17 protein-coding genes are annotated in these 18283 nt (G+C 72.6%); 12 read left to right on the plus strand and 5 right to left on the minus strand.

Annotation, left to right across the window (positions count from 1 at the left end; genetic code table 11):
- The first annotated feature begins 333 nt into the window (after positions 1–333).
- Positions 334–1680 (plus strand): dicarboxylate/amino acid:cation symporter, encoded by a 1347-nt coding sequence (locus ACGFSC_RS37830; RefSeq protein ID WP_359902214.1) that lies wholly within the window; start codon positions 334–336, stop codon positions 1678–1680.
- A 267-nt stretch (positions 1681–1947) separates the two neighbouring features.
- Here ACGFSC_RS37830 and ACGFSC_RS37835 read toward each other — a convergent pair whose 3' ends face one another.
- Entirely contained in the window at positions 1948–2151 is a 204-nt protein-coding gene (locus ACGFSC_RS37835) for a cold-shock protein (protein WP_188301247.1), read from the minus strand.
- A gap of 405 nt (positions 2152–2556) precedes the next feature.
- On the opposite strand from ACGFSC_RS37835, the gene ACGFSC_RS37840 reads away from it, so the two are divergent.
- The 7 genes from ACGFSC_RS37840 to ACGFSC_RS37870 all read left to right on the plus strand — a co-directional run bounded on the left by ACGFSC_RS37840 (position 2557) and on the right by ACGFSC_RS37870 (position 11129).
- On the plus strand, positions 2557–3489 hold the full coding sequence (locus ACGFSC_RS37840; RefSeq protein ID WP_359902217.1) for a menaquinone biosynthesis protein: 933 nt from the start codon (positions 2557–2559) through the stop codon (positions 3487–3489).
- Between the two features lie 232 nt (positions 3490–3721).
- Complete coding sequence (locus ACGFSC_RS37845; protein WP_359902220.1) at positions 3722–5488, plus strand: protein kinase; 1767 nt, start codon at positions 3722–3724, stop codon at positions 5486–5488.
- Between the two features lie 206 nt (positions 5489–5694).
- The gene (gene mqnC / locus ACGFSC_RS37850) at positions 5695–6915 is read left to right on the plus strand and encodes a cyclic dehypoxanthinyl futalosine synthase (protein WP_359902223.1); all 1221 of its coding nucleotides are present in this window, start codon (positions 5695–5697) and stop codon (positions 6913–6915) included.
- Between the two features lie 157 nt (positions 6916–7072).
- The gene (locus tag ACGFSC_RS37855) at positions 7073–7861 is read left to right on the plus strand and encodes a hypothetical protein (RefSeq protein ID WP_359902226.1); all 789 of its coding nucleotides are present in this window, start codon (positions 7073–7075) and stop codon (positions 7859–7861) included.
- 250 nt (positions 7862–8111) lie between these two features.
- A complete protein-coding gene (locus ACGFSC_RS37860) occupies positions 8112–8699 on the plus strand; it encodes a hypothetical protein (RefSeq protein ID WP_359902229.1) in 588 nt (195 codons plus the stop codon).
- Between the two features lie 197 nt (positions 8700–8896).
- The gene (locus ACGFSC_RS37865) at positions 8897–9592 is read left to right on the plus strand and encodes a demethylmenaquinone methyltransferase (RefSeq protein WP_359902232.1); all 696 of its coding nucleotides are present in this window, start codon (positions 8897–8899) and stop codon (positions 9590–9592) included.
- Between the two features lie 226 nt (positions 9593–9818).
- On the plus strand, positions 9819–11129 hold the full coding sequence (locus ACGFSC_RS37870) for a geranylgeranyl reductase family protein (RefSeq protein WP_359902234.1): 1311 nt from the start codon (positions 9819–9821) through the stop codon (positions 11127–11129).
- Positions 11130–11294: 165 nt separating this feature from the next.
- Here the strand turns inward: ACGFSC_RS37870 and ACGFSC_RS37875 are convergent, their stop codons facing one another.
- The 3 genes from ACGFSC_RS37875 to ACGFSC_RS37885 all read right to left on the minus strand — a co-directional run bounded on the left by ACGFSC_RS37875 (position 11295) and on the right by ACGFSC_RS37885 (position 13209).
- Positions 11295–11651, minus strand: a complete 357-nt coding sequence (locus tag ACGFSC_RS37875; RefSeq protein ID WP_359902237.1) for a MazG-like family protein — start codon at positions 11649–11651, stop codon at positions 11295–11297.
- Between the two features lie 106 nt (positions 11652–11757).
- Positions 11758–12423, minus strand: a complete 666-nt coding sequence (locus ACGFSC_RS37880; RefSeq protein ID WP_359902240.1) for a peptidylprolyl isomerase — start codon at positions 12421–12423, stop codon at positions 11758–11760.
- Positions 12424–12549: 126 nt separating this feature from the next.
- A complete protein-coding gene (locus tag ACGFSC_RS37885) occupies positions 12550–13209 on the minus strand; it encodes a TetR/AcrR family transcriptional regulator (protein WP_359902243.1) in 660 nt (219 codons plus the stop codon).
- 302 nt (positions 13210–13511) lie between these two features.
- Between ACGFSC_RS37885 and ACGFSC_RS37890 the strand changes: the two genes are divergently transcribed.
- The gene (locus ACGFSC_RS37890; protein ID WP_359902245.1) at positions 13512–14504 is read left to right on the plus strand and encodes a DMT family transporter; all 993 of its coding nucleotides are present in this window, start codon (positions 13512–13514) and stop codon (positions 14502–14504) included.
- A gap of 13 nt (positions 14505–14517) precedes the next feature.
- Here ACGFSC_RS37890 and ACGFSC_RS37895 read toward each other — a convergent pair whose 3' ends face one another.
- Positions 14518–15093, minus strand: coding sequence for a hypothetical protein (locus tag ACGFSC_RS37895; RefSeq protein WP_359902247.1), 576 nt, complete (start codon positions 15091–15093; stop codon positions 14518–14520).
- A gap of 202 nt (positions 15094–15295) precedes the next feature.
- On the opposite strand from ACGFSC_RS37895, the gene ACGFSC_RS37900 reads away from it, so the two are divergent.
- The 3 genes from ACGFSC_RS37900 (at position 15296) to ACGFSC_RS37910 (ending at position 18236) form a co-directional block, all read left to right on the plus strand.
- The gene (locus ACGFSC_RS37900; RefSeq protein WP_359902250.1) at positions 15296–16375 is read left to right on the plus strand and encodes a histidine kinase; all 1080 of its coding nucleotides are present in this window, start codon (positions 15296–15298) and stop codon (positions 16373–16375) included.
- A 36-nt stretch (positions 16376–16411) separates the two neighbouring features.
- Positions 16412–17113, plus strand: coding sequence for a response regulator transcription factor (locus ACGFSC_RS37905; protein WP_359902253.1), 702 nt, complete (start codon positions 16412–16414; stop codon positions 17111–17113).
- A gap of 763 nt (positions 17114–17876) precedes the next feature.
- Positions 17877–18236: an NADH-quinone oxidoreductase subunit A gene (locus ACGFSC_RS37910; RefSeq protein WP_030060100.1), complete on the plus strand. Its 360-nt coding sequence runs from the start codon at positions 17877–17879 to the stop codon at positions 18234–18236.
- Positions 18237–18283 lie beyond the last annotated feature (47 nt).

Consider the following 18283-nt stretch of genomic DNA (forward strand, 5'->3'; position numbering starts at 1 on the left):
GTGGCGGGCCTCGGGGGGCGTGTGCGCTGCGTAACCTCAAACAAGTACTTTGAACATCTCAAACCTTTACTGCTAACGTATCGGCCATGACAGCCTCAGACGCACTGCGGATGCACGGCCCGGGCCCCCTGCCCGCCGCCGCCCGCCCGTGTGCTCTGACCGGTGCTGTGGACAGCCCGCGCCCGTGTCGCGCCATGCGCTGTGCTGCCCTGAGCTGTACCGCGGCGGCACGCCCCTGACCGGGGGCCCGACCCTCCCGTCCGGCCCCGCGCCGTGCCGCCCGCTCCGCCCCCACCTCACCGTCAGCAACGCCCTCCCCGGAGACGCTCCCCCATGTCCACAGCGCCCGAGGCGACCTCGTCGCCGTCCGTGCTCGCCCGCATCCGCAAGACGCCCTTCTGGGTGCAGATCGTCGCCGGCCTCGTGCTCGGCGTCGGCCTCGGCTACCTGGCCCGCGCCGCCGACATCTCCTGGCTGGCCACCACCCTGGAGACCATCGGCAAGATCTTCGTCCAGCTGCTCAAGCTGGCCGTCCCGCCGCTGGTGTTCACCGCGATCGTGGTGAGCGTCGCCAACCTGCGCAACGTCACCAACGCGGCCCGCCTGGCCACCCGCACGCTGCTCTGGTTCATGATCACCTCGCTGATCTCGGTCGGCATCGGCATCGGCCTGGGTCTGCTGACCAACCCGGGCGAGGGCACCAACCTGAAGACCGAGGGCCTCAAGGCGCTCGACTCCAAGGGCACCTGGATCGACTTCCTGACCGGGATCTTCCCGACCAACATCGTCGACTCCTTCACCAAGGTGAACGTGCTCCAGATCGTCTTCCTGGCGGTCGTGGTCGGCGCGGCGATCCTCAAGCTCGGCGCCAAGGCCGAGCCGGTCCTCAAGCTCAGCGAGTCCGTGCTGGAGCTGACCCAGACCGCGCTGTGGTGGGTCATCCGGCTCTCCCCGCTCGGCACCCTCGGCCTGATCGGCAAGTCCGTCGCCAAGTACGGCTGGGACCTGCTGAAGCCCTTCGCCACGCTGACCCTGGACATCTACCTCGGCTGCGCGCTGGTGCTGTTCGTCGTCTACTCGCTGGTGCTGCGCTTCGCCGCCGGGCTCAACCCGCTGCACTTCTTCAAGGGCGCCTGGCCCGCGATCCAGCTGGCCTTCGTCTCCCGCTCCTCGGTCGGCACCCTGCCGGTCACCCGCCGCGTCACCGAGCGCCTCGGCGTCCCGAGCGAGTACGCGTCCTTCTCCGTGCCGTTCGGCGCCACCACCAAGATGGACGGCTGCGCCTCGATCTACCCGGCCGTCGCCGCGATCTTCGTCGCCCAGGTCTTCAACATCGAGCTGGGCATCAAGGACTACATCCTGATCGCCTTCGTCTCGGTGGTCGGCTCGGCCGCCACCGCGGGCCTCACCGGCGCGATCATCATGCTGACGCTGACCCTGTCCACGCTGGGCCTGCCGCTGGAGGGCGTCGGCCTGCTGCTCGCCATCGACCCGATCCTGGACATGATGCGCACCGCGACCAACGTCGCCGGCCAGGTCGTCGTGCCGATCGTGGTCGCCGCCCGGGAGAAGATCCTGGACGTCGCCGCGTACAACAACCCGTCCGGGGACCTGTACGACGAGGCCCCGGAGCCGGCCGTCGCCGCCGGCCAGGGCGGCGCGACCCCGGTCGCGGCCTGACACGGAGGCAGAACGTGCGGTCGAACGCCAGAGGGGACGTTCGACCGCCATGACGGAAAGGGCCCTCTCCCGGTGACGGGAGAGGGCCCTTTCCGCATTCCTTCGCTCCGTGCCCGAACTTCCGCCCCGGGACGGGCTTTCGAAAAGGCAGGGGGCCCGCCGACCGGCGGGCCCCCTTGGGTACTGCTCTTGTGCTCATGGTGGCGGCTGTCGGGAGCCGCCGGCGGACCCGTACGGGTCCCGAGCGATCAGAACATCAGAGGATGGTCAGACAGCGGTGACGTTCTCCGCCTGCGGGCCCTTCGGGCCCTGGGTGACGTCGAAGGTGACCGTCTGGTTCTCCTCCAGCGAACGGAAGCCGTTCGCGTTGATGGCGGAGTAGTGAACGAAGACGTCGGGGCCGCCGCCATCCTGGGCGATGAAGCCGAAGCCCTTCTCAGCGTTGAACCACTTGACGGTTCCCTGAGCCATGCCGTTCTCCTTGCGATGCGTGTCGGGGGCCACACCGTGTGACACCCGGTCCGCTGCGCTGATCGCCCTGCCTCCGGACGTGTCCGAAATTTTTCGATATTGCTGAAAAACTACAAAAAGCCTGCGGTTACATGCTCCGCAGGCTTCAAGTACTGCAAGGGGAATCAAACTGCAACTGAGGGCAACGCTAGCATGCGGCCGCTGTGACGACCAGAGGTCACTTGAGGCGTGGAAGGCGCGTGTCGTAAGGGCCGGAGCGGGCGTGGAAAGGCGCGTCGATGCCGTGTCGACGCCGCGTCGACGGGGCGTCGACGGGGCGGGAGGGCGTGTCGGACGGCCGGTGCGAGCCGCCGCGAACAGCAGGCATACGCTGCGGGGAGGCACGAACAGCAAGGGAGCGGCGCAGTGGCAGCACCGGAGGCACGGACACCGGACGCGCGGACGCGGGAGCCCCAGGAGAACACACCGGTCAGGCCCCGGGTCGGCCACATTCAGTTCCTGAACTGCGTACCCCTCTACTGGGGACTCGCCAGGACCGGGAACCTGCTCGATCTGGACCTCACCAAGGACACCCCGGAGAAGCTGAGCGACCAGCTCGTCGACGGCACCCTGGACATCGGCCCGATCACCTGCGTGGAGTACCTGCGCAACGCGGACGACCTGCTGGTCCTGCCGGACATCGCGGTCGGCAGCGACGGCCCGGTGATGTCCTGCCTGATCGTGAGCAAGGTGCCGCTCGCCGACCTCGACGGCCGCCGGGTCGCCCTCGGCTCCACCAGCCGCACCTCCGTACGGCTCGCCCGGCTGCTCCTGGAGGAGCGCGAGGGCGTGCGCCCGGACTACTTCAGCTGCCCGCCGGACCTCAGCGCGATGCTCGCCGAGGCCGACGCCGCCGTCCTGATCGGCGACCCGGCCCTGCGCGCCTACCTGGGGCAGGCCGCCGACCTCGGGCTGACCGTCCACGACCTCGGCGAGATGTGGAAGGAGTGGACCGGCCTGCCCTTCGTCTTCGCGGTCTGGGCGGTGCGGCGCGAGTTCGCCGAGCGCGCCCCGGAACTGACCGCCGCGGTGCACCGGGCCTTCCTGGAGTCCCGCGACCTGTCGCTGGTGGAGGCCGGCAAGGTCGCCGAACAGGCCGCCCGCTGGGAGGCCTTCGGGGCGGACGTGCTGGAGCGGTACTTCAGCGAGGCGCTCGACTTCTCGCTCGGCGAGCGGCAGCTGGCCGGCGTCACGGAGTTCGCCCGGCGGGTCGCGCACGACAGCGGGTTCGCCTCCGACGTCGCGGTGCGGCTGCTGGAGCCGGCGGCGTTGCCGCTGGGGATGCAGCAGGGGATGTAGGGAGAGGTAGGGGAGGTAGGGGACGTAGGGGCGCCGTCCGGCTGCGGGTTCCCGCACCTGTTCGCGGGCCCGCGTCCGTCTTCGTACGACCGGCGCCGCCGCGCGGGCGGAAGGGTGAAGACAGGCCCGAGGGCCGGGCGGAGCACCGCCCGGCCCGGTACGGTCTGCACCCGAGGCGCGTCCGATGGGCGGTCGGCGGAGCGCGCGTGCGAGGGCGAGGGGAGCGTGCGGGATGCGGGCACTGGGGTCGGACGATCCGCGCCAGGTGGGCGGCTACCGGCTGCTGCGGCGGCTCGGCTCGGGCGGAATGGGCCGGGTCTACCTCGGCCGGACGGCCGGCGGGCGCACCGTCGCCGTCAAGGTGGTGCGGTCGGAGCTCACGGACGACGCCGAGTTCCGCGCCCGCTTCCGGCAGGAGGTCGCCGCCGCCCGGCGGGTCGGCGGCGCCTGGACCGCGCCCGTGCTGGACGCCGACACCGAGGGCGCACGCCCCTGGGTCGCCACCGGCTACGTGGCGGGCCCCGCGCTCGGCGACGCCGTCCGGACGTACGGGCCGCTGCCCGAGCCGGCCGTGCGCTCGCTCGGCGTCGGGCTCGCCGAGGCCCTGGTCCACGTCCACGGACTCGGCCTGGTGCACCGGGACGTCAAACCGTCCAACGTGCTGCTCACCCTGGACGGACCGCGGCTGATCGACTTCGGGATCGCCCGGGCCCTCGACGCCGCGGGCGGCCTCACCCGTTCCGGTTACGTGGTCGGGTCGCCCGGCTTCATGTCACCCGAGCAGGCGAACGGGCAGGCGGTCGGGCCGGCCGGGGACGTCTTCTCGCTCGGCGCCGTCCTCGCCTTCGCCGCCACCGGCGTCCACCCCTTCGGCGAAGGGGTCAGCGCGGCCGTGCTGCTCTACCGGGTGCTGCACGAGGAGCCGGACGTGGCCGGGCTGCCCGAGCCGCTGCGCGGGATCGTCCTCGGCTGCCTGGCCAAGGACCCGGCCGCCCGGCCCACCCCGCGGCAGCTGCGCGCCCGGCTGGACCCGGACGGCACGGCCGCCGCCCGGCTGGCCCAGGGCGGCTGGCTGCCGGGGGAACTGGCGGCGGGGGTGGGACGCAGCGCGGTGGAACTGCTGGACCTGGACCTGGACGGGGAGCCGGGGGAAGCGGGGAAAGCGGGGGAAGCGGTTCCGGGCGGGGTGGGCGCGGACGCGGGTGCCTCCGGTGCCTCCGGGGCCTCGGCCGAGGCGGTGCGGACACCGACCTTCGTGTCCGCGGGCGGGCCGCAGGGTACGGGGGAGCACCCGCCGTTGAGCGGTCCCGTCCGGGACGGGACCGCGCAGGGGGCGCGGCCGCGGCGGGCCCGGAACGCGGCGGCGGTCGCGGCGGTGCTCGTGCTGCTCGGGGGCGGCGGGTACGGGCTGTACGGGTGGCTGCACCGGGCCGAACCGGCGGTGTCGGGCCCCACGGCGGCGCCGCTGCCGGAGGCGTCCGCCGACCCGGGCCGGGCCGTCCCGCCGGGCGGCGCCGGCACCTCCGGGTCCACCTCGGCCTCCGGCGCTCCGGGGAGCGGGACGGCGTCCGCCCCGGGTGCGGTGCCGCCCGGGACGGGCGGGCCGAGCGTGGTGCCAGCCGCCTTCCTGGGCACCTGGAGCGGGGACATGGTCACCGACAAGGGGCTGCCCGGCGGGACCACCACGCTCACCGTCCGTCCGGCGGCGATCGGCCAGGAGAGCACCACCAGCCGCAACGCCGTCTCCGGGCTGCTCTCGATCAGCTGCGAGGGCGCCTGGACCCTCAAGTCGGCCTCCGCCACCAAGCTGGTGTTCCAGTCCCGACTGGTCCGCTCCTCGATCCCCGGCGCCTGCACCGGCGGCTCCAACGCGGAGACGCTCACCCTGCAGTCCGACGGGACGATCCGTTTCGCCTCCGCCGACCCGCCGGCCGGGAACCCGGCCGGCACGATGCGCAGGGCCGACGGGGCTGGCGTGGCCGGCGGGGCCGACGGCTGAGGGATGCGGCGGGGACCGGCCGGGGCGTGGTCCGGGCATGGTCCCGGCGTGTTCCGGGCGTGGTCCGGTCGCGGTACAGGGGTCGCCCGTGCGCGGCCCGGGGCGGCCCGAGCGCAGTTCAGCGGGCTGACGCGGGCGGCGGAATGTGCTGGCGTAGGCTGGTTCGGCCGTACCCGAGTAGCACTTGAGAGAGAGAAGGCCGCCAGGTGACCGAGCTCGCAGCGACCACCCTCGATGCGTCCAGCACCGACCTGAAGGCCGTGCTCGACCGCGCCACCGCCGGTGACCGGATCACCCCGGAGGAGGCGCTGGAGCTCTACCGCTCGGCGCCGCTGCACGCGCTCGGCTCCGCCGCCGACGCGGTGCGCCGCCGTCGCTACGCGGGTACCGAGCACATCGCGACGTACATCATCGAGCGCAACATCAACTACACCAACGTCTGCGTGACGGCGTGCAAGTTCTGCGCCTTCTACGTGCCGCCGAAGAGCGACAAGGGCTGGTCCCGCGAGCTCGACGAGATCCTGCGCCGCTGCGCCGAGACGGTCGAGCTCGGCGGCACCCAGATCATGTTCCAGGGCGGCCACCACCCGGACTACGGCGTGGAGTACTACGAGCGGGCGTTCTCGGCGATCAAGGCCGACTTCCCGCAGCTGGTGATCCACTCGCTCGGCGCCTCCGAGGTCGAGCACATGGCGCGGATCTCGGGCGTCTCCGTCGAGGAGGCCATCACCCGGATCCACAAGGCCGGCCTGGACTCCTTCGCCGGCGCCGGCGCCGAGCTGCTGCCGGAGCGGCCGCGCAAGGCGATCGCCCCGCTGAAGGAGTCCGGCGAGCGCTGGCTGGAGATCATGGAGATCGCCCACGGCCTCGGCGTGGAGTCCACCTCCACCATGCTGATGGGCACCGGCGAGACCAACGCCGAGCGGATCGAGCACCTGCGGATGATCCGCGACGTGCAGGACCGCACCGGCGGCTTCCGGGCCTTCATCCCGTACACCTACCAGCCGCAGAACAACCACCTGAAGGGCTCGACCCAGGCCACCGTCTTCGAGTACCTGCGGATGATCGCGATCGCCCGCCTGTTCCTCGACAACGTCGCCCACATCCAGGGCTCCTGGCTCACCACCGGCAAGGAGGCCGGCCAGCTGTCGCTGCACTACGGTGCGGACGACCTCGGGTCCGTCATGCTGGAGGAGAACGTCGTCTCGGCGGCGGGTGCCAAGCACCGCTCCAACCTCACCGAGCTGATCCACCTCATCCGGGCCGCCGACCGCGTCCCGGCGCAGCGCTCGACCACCTACGAGCACCTGCGGGTGCTGGACGACCCGGCCAACGACCCGGTCGACCCGCGCGTCGCCTCGCACATCGCCTCCACGGCGATCGAGGGTGGCACCGCGCACCCCGAGCTGAAGATCCTGGACAACTGAGTCCCCTTCTTCTCCCCTCCTCCTGGCCCCTCCTCCTGGCCCTTCCCGTGCCGGTGTCGTTGATGTCGGTGTCCCTGGTGCCGTTGCCGTTGCCGTTGCCGTTTCCGCTGGCGTTGGCGTTGCCGCCGGCGTTGCTGTCGAAGTCGAAGGCGCTGTTGTGCTGACTCTGCACCGGGCGGCGTTCGTGCTGCCCGACCCGGCCGACCCCACCGCCCCGTCCATCGCCGACGGGGCGGTGGTGGTGCGTGGCGAGCTGGTGGAGGCGGTCGGGCCGTACGGGGAGCTGGCGGCCGCCCACCCGGGCGCGCGGGTGCGGGACTGGGGCGCGGCCGTGCTCACCCCCGGGCTGCGCAATCCGTACGGACACCGGCTGCTGGAACGGGCGTACCACCCCGATCCCCGGGAGGAGGTCGGCGTCGAGCCGGTGGCGGACGGGCTGGCCGGGTCCACGGACGAGGCGCGGTGCGGGGCCAGCGCACGGCGGGGGCTCCAGCGGATGCTCGGGTACGGGGTGACGGCGGTGGCCGGGCCCTTCGAGCGGGCCTCGGTGCGGACGGCGGTGGCGCGGTCGGGGGTCGTGGGACTGCCCGGGTCGTCCGCTTCCGCCGGTTCTGCTGTTTCTGCCGGTCCTACTGGTCCTGCCTGTCCGGCCGGTCCTGCCGGTTCGTCAGGAGGGCCGGGCGGCGAGGGCGCGGGGCCGCTGGACCCGCTGGCCGTCCTGCCGCTCGCGGAGGCCGTGTACGGGCGGGTGGCGGCCGGGCGGCGGGCGGACTTCGCGGTGTTCGCGGTCGCAGGGGGCGGGATCGGGGGCGGGGGCGCGAAAGCCGTGTCGGGCGCGGACGTGGGCGCTGGTACGGGTGCGGGCGCGGCGGCGGGCGCGGAGCCGGCGGCGGGTGGGTGCCTGGCCACGGTGCTGGGCGGGCGGTTGGTGTACCGCCGACGGTGAGACGGTCGTCACGGCGGGTGTGACGTACTCGTCAGTAGCCGGATTTCCTTGTGGCGAACGGGACTTCCTTCGTGTGCACCCGAACTCCGGTGCCGGTGCCGGAGAGTGATTGTCCCTTCATCGTGACCTGAGGGCCCGCCAGCGGATACGATCCCGGACAGCTCACTCCGTACCCTCACCACACCACTGCCCGCGCCCGCGGGCGGCGGGGCCGTGTCCCCGGCCCCGAAGGCAAGCCAGGACAGGAACCATGCAAACCGCGACCGTTCCCCCGCCGCGCACCCCGCGGATGGGCCGTGGTTGGTACCTCGCCGCCGTGCTCAGCGCCGTGCTGGCCGTCGGCATGTGCCTGCTCGGTTGGCGCCAGGCCGACCAGGCCGACCGGATCGAGGCGCACCCGGTGAGAGTCGAGGGGGTCGTCACCCAGCTCCCGACCGGCGGCGGCACCTACAGCGCCGTCAGCTACCGGGCCGGCGGGGAGCCGCACACCGCGGCCGCGCTGCCGCTCTCGGACAGCGCCAAGCTCGGCGACAGGATCTGCCTGGAGCACGCCGCCGACGACCCGGGCGCGGTGCGGATCTGCGGCGACACCTACCCGCAGCCCGTCGGCGTGGGCCTGGCCCGGTTCAGCGTGCCGGTGGCCGTCGTGCTCTTCGTCATCTGCGTGCTGCGCATCCGACGGCATCACAAGGCCCTCGCGCTCCGCGGCGGGCAGGGGAAGCTGGCCGCCAACCTCGCACTGGCGACGGGGGCGCTGGCGGACGGGATGCCCGCGATAACGCACGGCAAGCGGTCGCGTCGGCGGCGCCGCGCGGGCGGGCGGCGCGCTCAGCACTGACCGGCCGTGCCCGGTACGGGTGGGACGCGCCCGGTACGGGTGGGCGGCTGCTCGACGTCGGGCGCGGGCCGGGTCCGACCTTGGGCCCGGCGTTCGGCCCCGGGCCCGCGGGCGCGGGCCGGGGTTCGGCCGGGTTCGGCTCCGGGTCGGTGTGCCCCGTTGGTCGGGGCGTCCGTGCGAGGGTGAACAATGGGGGCGTGACCCGAGCCTCTCTGGACAAGCAGCCGCACGAAGTCGCCGCCATGTTCGACGACGTCGCGGCCAAGTACGACCGCACCAACGACGTGCTCTCCCTCGGCCAGGCCCGTGCCTGGCGCCGGGCGGTGGCCGAGACGGTGGCCGCCGGGCCGGGGGACCTCGTGCTCGACCTCGGGGCCGGCACCGGCACCTCCTCGCTGCCCTTCGCCGAGGCCGGGGCCGAGGTCGTCCCGTGCGACTTCTCGGTCGGCATGCTCGCCGAGGGCAAGCGCCGCCACCCCGAGCTGGCGCTCACCGCCGGCGACGCCACCCGGCTGCCGTTCGCGGACGACACCTTCGACTCGGTGACGATCTCCTTCGCGCTGCGCAACGTCCAGGACACCGACGCGGGGCTGCGCGAGATGCTGCGGGTCACCAAGCCCGGCGGCAAGCTGGTGATCTGCGAGTTCTCCACCCCGACCTGGACGCCGTTCCGGACGGTCTACACCGAGTACCTGATGCGCGCGCTGCCGCCGGTGGCCACCGCCGTCAGCAGCAACCCGGACGCGTACGTCTACCTCGCCGAGTCCATCCGGGCCTGGCCGGACCAGCCCGGGCTGGCCACCAGGCTCCAGGACAACGGCTGGTCGAAGGTCGCCTGGCGGAACCTGACCGGCGGGATCGTCGCGCTGCACCGGGCCTACAAGATCGCGTAGCCGGGCTCGGCTGATCCGGCCCCGACCGATCCGGGCGCGGGCCCCGGGCCCGGGTGTCACGGCTCCGGGTGCCGCGGCTCGATCGGTGCGGCTCGATCGGTGCGGCTCGGGACCGCGGCTCGGGTCCGGCGGTCGGGGGCGGGGGCGCATCCGGTGACGTGAGCGGAACTAGACTGCCGGAGACAGAGCCGCCGTCCCCCAGCCGCAGTTCCAGGAGTGTGTCCACGTGTCCGAGACCGCAGCCGATCTGACGAAGCCGGACAGCCCCGTGGAGAGCACGGCCGACGTCATCGTGGTCGGCGCGGGCCCGGCCGGCTCCACCACCGCGTACTACCTGGCCCAGGCCGGGCTGGACGTGCTGCTGCTGGAGAAGACCGCCTTCCCGCGCGAGAAGGTGTGCGGCGACGGCCTGACCCCGCGTGCCACCAAGCAGCTGGTGGACATGGGCATCGACGTCTCCACCGAGAACGGCTGGCTGCACAACAAGGGCCTGCGCATCATCGGCGGCGGTGTCCGGCTGGAGCTGGACTGGCCCGAGCTGTCCTCCTTCCCCGACTACGGCCTGGTGCGCAAGCGCGCCGACTTCGACGAGCTGCTCGCCCGTCAGGCCGAGAAGGCCGGCGCGCGGCTCTACGAGCGCTGCAACGTCAGCGGGCCGGTCCTGGACGAGCGCACCGGCCGGATCGTCGGCGTCACCGCCAAGCTCGGCGACGAGAAGCGGCCGGTCACCTTCCGGGCCCCGCTGGTGGTCGCCGCCGACGGCAACTCCACCCGCCTCTCCCTCGCCATGGGTCTGCACCGGCGCGAGGACCGCCCGATGGGCGTCGCCTACCGCACCTACTTCACCTCGCCGCGCCACGACGACGACTACCTGGAGTCCTGGCTGGAGCTGTGGGACACCCGCGGCAGCGAGCGCAAGCTGCTGCCCGGGTACGGCTGGGTCTTCGGCATGGGCGACGGCACCTCCAACGTCGGCCTCGGCATCCTCAACTCCTCGCCGGCCTTCGGCGAGCTGGACTGGCGCGAGGTGCTCAAGGCCTGGTGCGCCGGCATGCCGGAGGAGTGGGGCTACACCCCCGAGAACATGACCGAGCCGATCCGCGGCGCCGCACTGCCGATGGCCTTCAACCGGCAGCCGCACTACACCCGCGGTCTGCTGCTGGTCGGCGACGCGGGCGGCATGGTCAACCCCTTCAACGGCGAGGGCATCGCCTACGCGATGGAATCCGGCCAGATCGCCGCCGGGGTCATCGTGCAGGCCCTCGCCCGGGTCACCGACGGCGGCCGCGAGCGCGCCCTCCAGGCCTACCCGCGCATCCTCAAGGACGTGTACGGCGGCTACTACACGCTGGGCCGCGCCTTCGTGAAGCTCATCGGCAACCCCAAGGTGATGCAGATCGCCACCCAGCGCGGCCTCACCCACCCGATGCTGATGCGCTTCACCCTCAAGCTGCTCGCCAACCTCACCGACCCGCAGGGCGGCGACGCGATGGACCGCGTGATCAACGGCCTCGCCAGGGTCGCGCCGAACGCCTGACCCGGATCGGGTGCCCGACCCGGCCGGACGCCTGGTCGTGTCCGGTGCCGGGTTCGGCCGGGCGCCTGGTCCCGTTCGGCGCCCGGTCCGGTCGGGTGTCTGGCCCGTCCGGGCCAGGAGGAGGCCTGGCCCGAGGGGACGGCGCGCCTCTGACGGGGGCGTCGCCTATGCCTCGTCGACCGCCGGGGGTTCCTCCGGCGCCCGCCGGGAGGCGGTGGAGCGCTGTTCGACGTAGGAGAGGCGCTCGGCGAAGACCCGGGCCGCGTCGGGGGTGAGGGTCCTCAGGGCGACGAGGGCGGAGAAGACGACGTCGCAGAGCTCGTGCTGGACGTCCTCCCAGGTGTGGGTGACTCCCTTGCGCGGGTTCTGGCCGGTGGCACCGACCACTGCCGCACCGACCTCGCCGATCTCCTCGGAGAGCTTGAGGATCCGCAGCAGTCGTTCCTCCTGGGGCGACTGCGTGCTCTGCTCGTCAAGCCATGCGACCAGGTGGTCGACGCTCTCCCAGATCCGGCTGTCCATGCGGTGCTGCTCCTGCTCCCGTTGCGGTGTCGTTGGTGCTGCCACCGTACGGGAGCGGGGAGCGGGGGACGGCGGGTGGCGGGCCGGGGCTGTCCGGCCCGCCCGGTCAGCGGGCGCTGATCTTCACGTTGCGGATGTTCACCGGGAGCGTGGGGAAGCCGTCGCCCGGGTTGTTCTGGTCGTCCTCGCCGCCGGCGGCGATCTTCTGGAGCACGTCCAGTCCGGCGGTGATCCGGCCGAAGGGCGTGTAGGCGGGGGAGAGCTTGGTGTCCTTCCAGACGAAGAAGAACTGGCTGCCGTTGGTGTTCGGGCCGGCGTTGGCCATGGCCACGGTTCCGGCCGGGTAGGTGGCGCCGGTCAGGTTCTCGTCCGGGAAGGAGTAGCCCGGACCGCCGCTGCCCGTGCCGGTCGGGTCGCCGCACTGGAGGACGTAGATCCGCTGGGTGGTGAGGCGGTGGCAGTGGCTGCGGTCGAAGTAGTCGTGCTCGGCGAGGAACCGGAACGAGAAGGTGGTGCAGGGCGCCTTGTCGGTCAGCGCCTCGAAGGTGATCTGGCCCTGGCTGGTCCGCAGTGTCGCGCGGTAGGGCTTCGCCGCCTTCTTGGCGTCGAACACCGGGATGCCCTTGAAGTTGTCGGCCGGGACGGCCGGTGTGTAGGTGCAGCCGGCGGTGGGGGTGCCGGCCGCGGGGGCGTCCGCGACGGCGGTGCCGGTGCTCGCCACGAGCGGGAGGACGGTGGCGGCGGCGACCAGCGCCCAGTGCGTGCGCTTCACGTGACGGACCTTCCGGGGAGTGGTGGACGGCGGGGTTGTCATGGGTGCATCATCCACGGCCGGATGGGGATGCGGTAGGGGTTGGGGCGGCCGTGGCTCCTCGGGCGGCAGTGGTGTGATGGTTTGTCAGTTCCGTTCCGTGGTGGTCGTGGTGGTCGCGGTGGTGGTGAAGAGCCCTGCGCGCGCGGCCAGGGCCGCGGCGTCGGCGGCCCGCTCGGCGGTGCGGGCGTCCAGGGGCTCGCCGGAGACGAACAGGCGGTAGTAGAGCGGTGCGGTGGCGGCCCGGACCACCTCGGCGCCGTCCGTCCCCGTGGGGAGCTCGCCCCGGGCGACGGCCCGTTCGGCCACCTCGGCGGTCTGGCGGTGCCGGGCCGCGAAGAAGGCGCGGAGGGCGGCCGCGCCGGCGTCCGAGCGCTGGGCGGCGGAGATCAGCGCTATCGGTGTGGGGCCGAGCTCCGGGTCGGTGAAGACACTGAACACCTCCTGGGTGATCCGGCGGAGGTCCTGCTGGAGGTCTCCGGTGTCGGGCAGGGGCCAGGGCTGGTCGGCGGAGGCGGTCAGGGTGTCGGCGACCAGGCCGTCCACTCCGCCCCAGCGTCGGTAGAGGGTCGCCTTGTGGGCGCCGGAGCGGGTGGCGACCGCCTCGACGGTGAGGCCGTCGTACCCCTTCTCGGTGACTTCGGCGAGCGTCGCGGCGACCACCTCCGCCCGGACCCGGGCGCTGCGGCCGCCCGGGCGCGGGGTGGGGGCGCGGGGTTCCGGCGCGGGGTGGGTGGCCTCAGTCAAAGTCGACTCCGGTCGCGTCAGGGATTGCTGTGGCGTGACGGTCGCGCCGTGCTCATCGTAATGCGACTCAAGTTGCATTACGAGCAGAGCCTGCCCGCCCGCCGCGGCCACCTGCTCGTCGCCCGACCCATCGGTGCCCGCGCGGGGCATTGATCATCGGCGGCCCGGTGCGCGAGGATGGCGCACCTTTGCTCCACGCTCCACCTCGTCCACCGCCGGGCTCTCCGCCCGGCTTTTGGGTCCGTCCGACGCCGTACGGTACTCGCGCCCGCCGGTTCCGTCCGTTCGGAGGGATCTTTCGCATGTCAGCCTCCTTGTCCGACCTGCCCGAGGGTTCGTCCTCGTCGGTCCTTCGTGATCTTCCGGTCCTGCTCGTGGCCGTGGTGTGGGGATCGAGCTTCCTCGCTGTCCAGCGCGTGGCCGAGCCCGGGACGGTCGTGGCGATGCTCGTGCTGCGGTTCGGGCTGGTGCTGCCGCTGCTCGGGATGGTCGCCTGGCGCGCCCTGCGGAGGCTGAGCCGTGCCGAGTGGCTCGGCGGTGCCGCACTGGGGCTGGTGCTCAGCGGGATCTTCCTGCTGGAGACCTACGGAGCCGTGCACACCTCCGCGACCAACGCCGGACTGATCATCAGCCTCGCCATGGTGCTCACCCCGCTCGGCGAGAGCGCCCTCGGCCGGACCGCACCACCGAAGGCCTTCCTCGCGGCCGCCGGGCTGGCCGTCCTCGGTGTCGCCCTGCTCACCGGCGACGGCGGGCTGCGCCCTCCGACGCTCGGAGATCTGCTGGTGCTGGGCGCCGCCCTCGTCCGCTCGGCGTACGTCCTCGCGATGGCCCGCACCCGAGCCGTCCGCGACACCGACATGCTCGCCGTCACCTGGGTCCAACTCGCCGTGGCCACCGGCGTGTTCTCCGTCGTCGCGCTGTCGGTCGGTCCTGCGCCGTGGACGGTCGCCCGTTCGTACGGAGCCGGCCAGTGGGCCTGGCTGCTGCATCTGTCCTTGTTCTGCACTCTGTTCGCCTTCTTCGTCCAGATGTGGGCCGTGCGGGCCACGTCGCCCTCGCGGGTGAGCCTGTTGCTCGGCACCGAGCCGTTGTGGGCCGCCGTCTTCGGGATCACCTTGGCCGGGAACCGGATGGGCCCGCTCGCCCTGCTCGGCGGAGCCCTGGTGCTGGTCGCGACGGAGTGGGGTCGGCGCACGGCCCCCGCGCCGGCCCCGATCCGGAACGAGGACGAGGGCGAGGGCGCGAGCGGGAGGGATGCGGCAGGGCCGAGCGCGGAGCCGGCCCAGGTGTGACCGGCCGCCCTCGTCACCGGTGCCGCCACAGAGTCCGGCGGGCGTAGTCGAGGGTGACCGCACCGAGCAGCGGGCCCCAGGCGACCAGGGGCAGGTAGGCGAGCGTCATCACCACGCCGGCGAGACCGCGCGGAGAATCCGGTTCGGCCAGGTTGCGGGCCCAACCGCCGAGGAGCGCGGTCGTACCGAGGGAGGTGAGGATCACCGAGCCCAGCAACGCCGGGACGATCGCGGCGAGTGGCCGGACCCGACGGCCGCCCAGCAGCGGTATCCACCGGGGCGCCACCAGCCCCCAGGGCCGGACCAGGCCCAGGGTCAGGAAGGCCAGCGACTCGGCCAGGGCGCTCAGCGCCACGCAGTAGAGCGTGCCCCAGCCCGGTTGGTGCTCGGCGTACGCGGCGAGCGTCGCGCCGCTGAAGCCGACCGGGACGCCGAAGCCGAAGGCGATCCGCCACAGCCCCGAGGGGACGGTGGTCAGGACGGCGGCCTTGGCGGCGAGCCGGGCCCAGCGCGGTGCGGGCGGGACGTCCGGGGCGGCCGCCGCGGCCCGGTGGGTGGTGCCGCGGGCGTTGATCACGAGCTTCGACATGGTGGTGGACTCCCTTCGGCTCCGGCCTCCGTGGCCGGTGCGACGACTCAAGACTGGAGCCTCGCCAGGGGTTGGCGGCAGATGCCGATCGGGCTGTTCCTCCTGCTCAACCCGCCTTTGAAATATGCCGATCGGCACAGGCGCGACGTATGGGCGGCGTCGTAATGTGACGGCAGTCGAGGAGTCGAGGGAGGTGGTGACGATGACTCAGATCCTTTCCGGGGTCGTCCTGGTCCTGGCGCCGATCGCCTGGCCGGTGCGGCGGCGGTACGGGGCGGCGGCCGTGACCATGGCGCTCGGGGCGGCATCGGTCGCGGTCACGGTCGCCGTCTGGTTCCTCGGCCGCTGGGTGGAGGGGCAGCGCTGGGCCGGGCTGCTGGGCCTGGTGGAGCTGTCCGTTCTGCTGCTGTCGGTGGTCGTCGGCCTGCGCGCCGAGGACGGCCCGTGGTGTGCGGCGGCCGCCTGGACGGCCTGCGGAGCGGTCGCCCTCTGGCCGTCCCGGTTCGTGTTCATCGAGGGGCCCGCGGACACGCTCACGCTCTTCGGGTTCGGATCGATGCTCTCCCTGCCGGCCGTGCTGATCGGGCTCTACCTGCGGGGCCTGGACGAGGTGCGCAACAAGGCGGTGGCCGAGGCCAGGCGGGCGCAGCGGCTGGAGCTGGCCCACGACCTGCACGACTTCGTGGCGCACGATGTCAGCGGCATGGTCGCCCAGGCCCAGGCGGGGGCCTACCTGGCCGGGATCGATCCGGCCCGGGCGGCGGAGATGTTCCAGCGAATAGAGCAGGCCGGGCAGCGGGCGCTGGCCTCGCTGGACCGGACGGTACAGCTGCTGCGCAGCGAGGAGGGCGGAGGTCGTGGTCCGCAGCCCGGACTCGCCGAACTCGCCGAGGTGGCCGAGCGGTTCACCGCGACGGGTGGAGCCGAGGTCCGTCTGGAGCTGCCGGAGGAGCCGGTGCCGCGCGAGGTGGAGGGCACCGTCCACCGGATCGTGGTCGAGTCCCTGACCAATGTCAGGCGGCATGCTCCGGCCGCGCGGGAGATCGAGATCCGGGCCCGCCGCAGCGGCGGAGGGCTGGAACTGACGGTGACCAACGACGGTCGGGCGCCGGGTCCGGCAGGGCGGCCGCGCCGGGGCGGCGGCAGCGGCCTGCCGGGCTTGGCGGCCCGGGTCGAGGCCCTCGGAGGTTCGCTGGAAGCCGGCCCGCACGAGCGGGAGGCCTGGCGGGTGACGGCGGTGCTGCCACTGGAGGCGGCCGGTGCGGGGCCGACGGGTGCGTAGGAGCCGAGGCGGGACGGGGAGCGGGGAGGTACGGAGATGGGCAGCGGCACAGGGCCGATTCGGATCCTGATCGCGGACGACCAGGCGGATGTGCGCAGTGCGTTCCGGATGATCCTGGACGTTCAGCCGGACATGGTGGTGGTGGCGGAGGCGGCAGACGGTGCCGCTGCGGTGCAGGAGGCCAGGAGGCTGCGGCCGGACGTGGTGCTCGCGGACATCCGGATGCCGAAGCTCGACGGTCTGGAGGTCACACGGCAGTTGGCCGACCAGTGCAAGGTGATCGTGGTGACCACCTTCGACCTGGACGAGTACGTGCACACGGCACTGCGGCACGGGGCGGCCGGATTCCTGCTGAAGCGGTCGGGGCCGGTGCTGCTGATCGAGGCGGTCCGGGCGGCGATGGCGGGGGACGCGTTGATCAGCCCGCAGATCACCGTCCGGCTCCTGCGGCACATGGCACTCCCGGGTGCGGAGCCGGTGCCCGGGCGGGGCGGCGCCAAGGCGGCTTCGGCGGCTCCACAGTCGACAGCCGGCCCGACGGAGGAACTGACCACGAGGGAAAGGGAGATCGCCGAGCTGGTGGCAGACGGCGCGACCAACGCCGAGATCGGCGCGGGGCTGTTCATCTCGCCGGGGACGGTGAAGAACCACCTCGCCAACATCCAGCGCAAGATCGGAGCCCGTAACCGGGTGGGCATCGCGGCCTGGATCTGGGAGCAGGCGGCCGGCCGCCAGTAGCCGGCCCCAGCCCGGGGCGAGGGCCCGGAGGCGAGGGTCCGGGGCCGTCCGCACCCCGCCTGCCCCCACCCTGCCCGCCCCACCCTGCCCTGCGCGCCCCACCCCGCCCTGCGGGCCTCCCCCTGGGCGCCTTCCCTTGCGCGCCTCCACCGGGCACCCCCGCCTGCGCGCCCCGGCCCGTTCGAAATGCCGGGCCGAGGCGGGCCTGTCCGAGGCGGCACCGAGGCAGCACCGAGGCAGCACCGAGGCGGCACGGAGGCGGCACGTGGAGGTGCCCGGTGGAGGAATCGGGCGGCTGGGGGAGCGGCAGGGGAACCCCGTTCAACGACAAGCTCGCGTGCTTGTGAACGAAGGGTCAAGCGAGCGTTCGGACCCCCGCCACCCCTGCGAGTGAGCCTCTATAACACGTCAACATGACGCCTGGAAATTTGCTCAGACCGACGCATAGTTGATATAGGAACACGCCCCTGACCTGCCGCTTCACAAGTAAATGCGACTGCTTGTGATCATTTGACTGCTTTGCGTCGACAAATCTGGGCATGTTCCTATTCGACCCCATTCGAAGGGTGTCGTAGATCACAAAGGTGACCGTGAACTGCGTGTCGCAGATCACAAGCCGACGGGCATAGGATGCGCTCGTTCCAGGCTTTGTGAACTGCCTCACATGAGGTGGATCTCGGGAACTGGAACGCGGGTTCACCTCTGTGTGACCCGCCGGTTCCGATCTGCAGTCAAGGACGACTGGACGGAGGGAGCGGGGGCTATGAATGCCTACGCGCCGATCCTCGTACTCGGTGCCATCGCGGCGGCGTTCGCGGTCGGCTCCGTCGTGATGGCCTCACTCACCGGCCCCAAGCGCTACAACCGGGCCAAGTTGGAGGCGTACGAGTGCGGCATCGAGCCGACACCGCAGCCCGTGGGCGGCGGTCGGTTCCCGATCAAGTACTACCTGACGGCGATGCTCTTCATCGTCTTCGACATCGAGATCGTCTTCCTCTACCCCTGGGCGGTGACCTTCGACGCCCTGGGGATCTTCGGGCTGGTCGAGATGCTCCTGTTCATCGCCACCGTCTTCGTCGCGTACGCCTACGTGTGGCGGCGCGGCGGCCTGGAGTGGGACTGAGCGCGGGGTGGTCCGAGCGCGGGGTGGTGACCCCACCCGTCCGCCGG

Origin of the sequence: Kitasatospora sp. NPDC048715 (assembly GCF_043198905.1) — a bacterium.
GTDB lineage: Bacteria > Actinomycetota > Actinomycetes > Streptomycetales > Streptomycetaceae > Kitasatospora > Kitasatospora lactacystinica.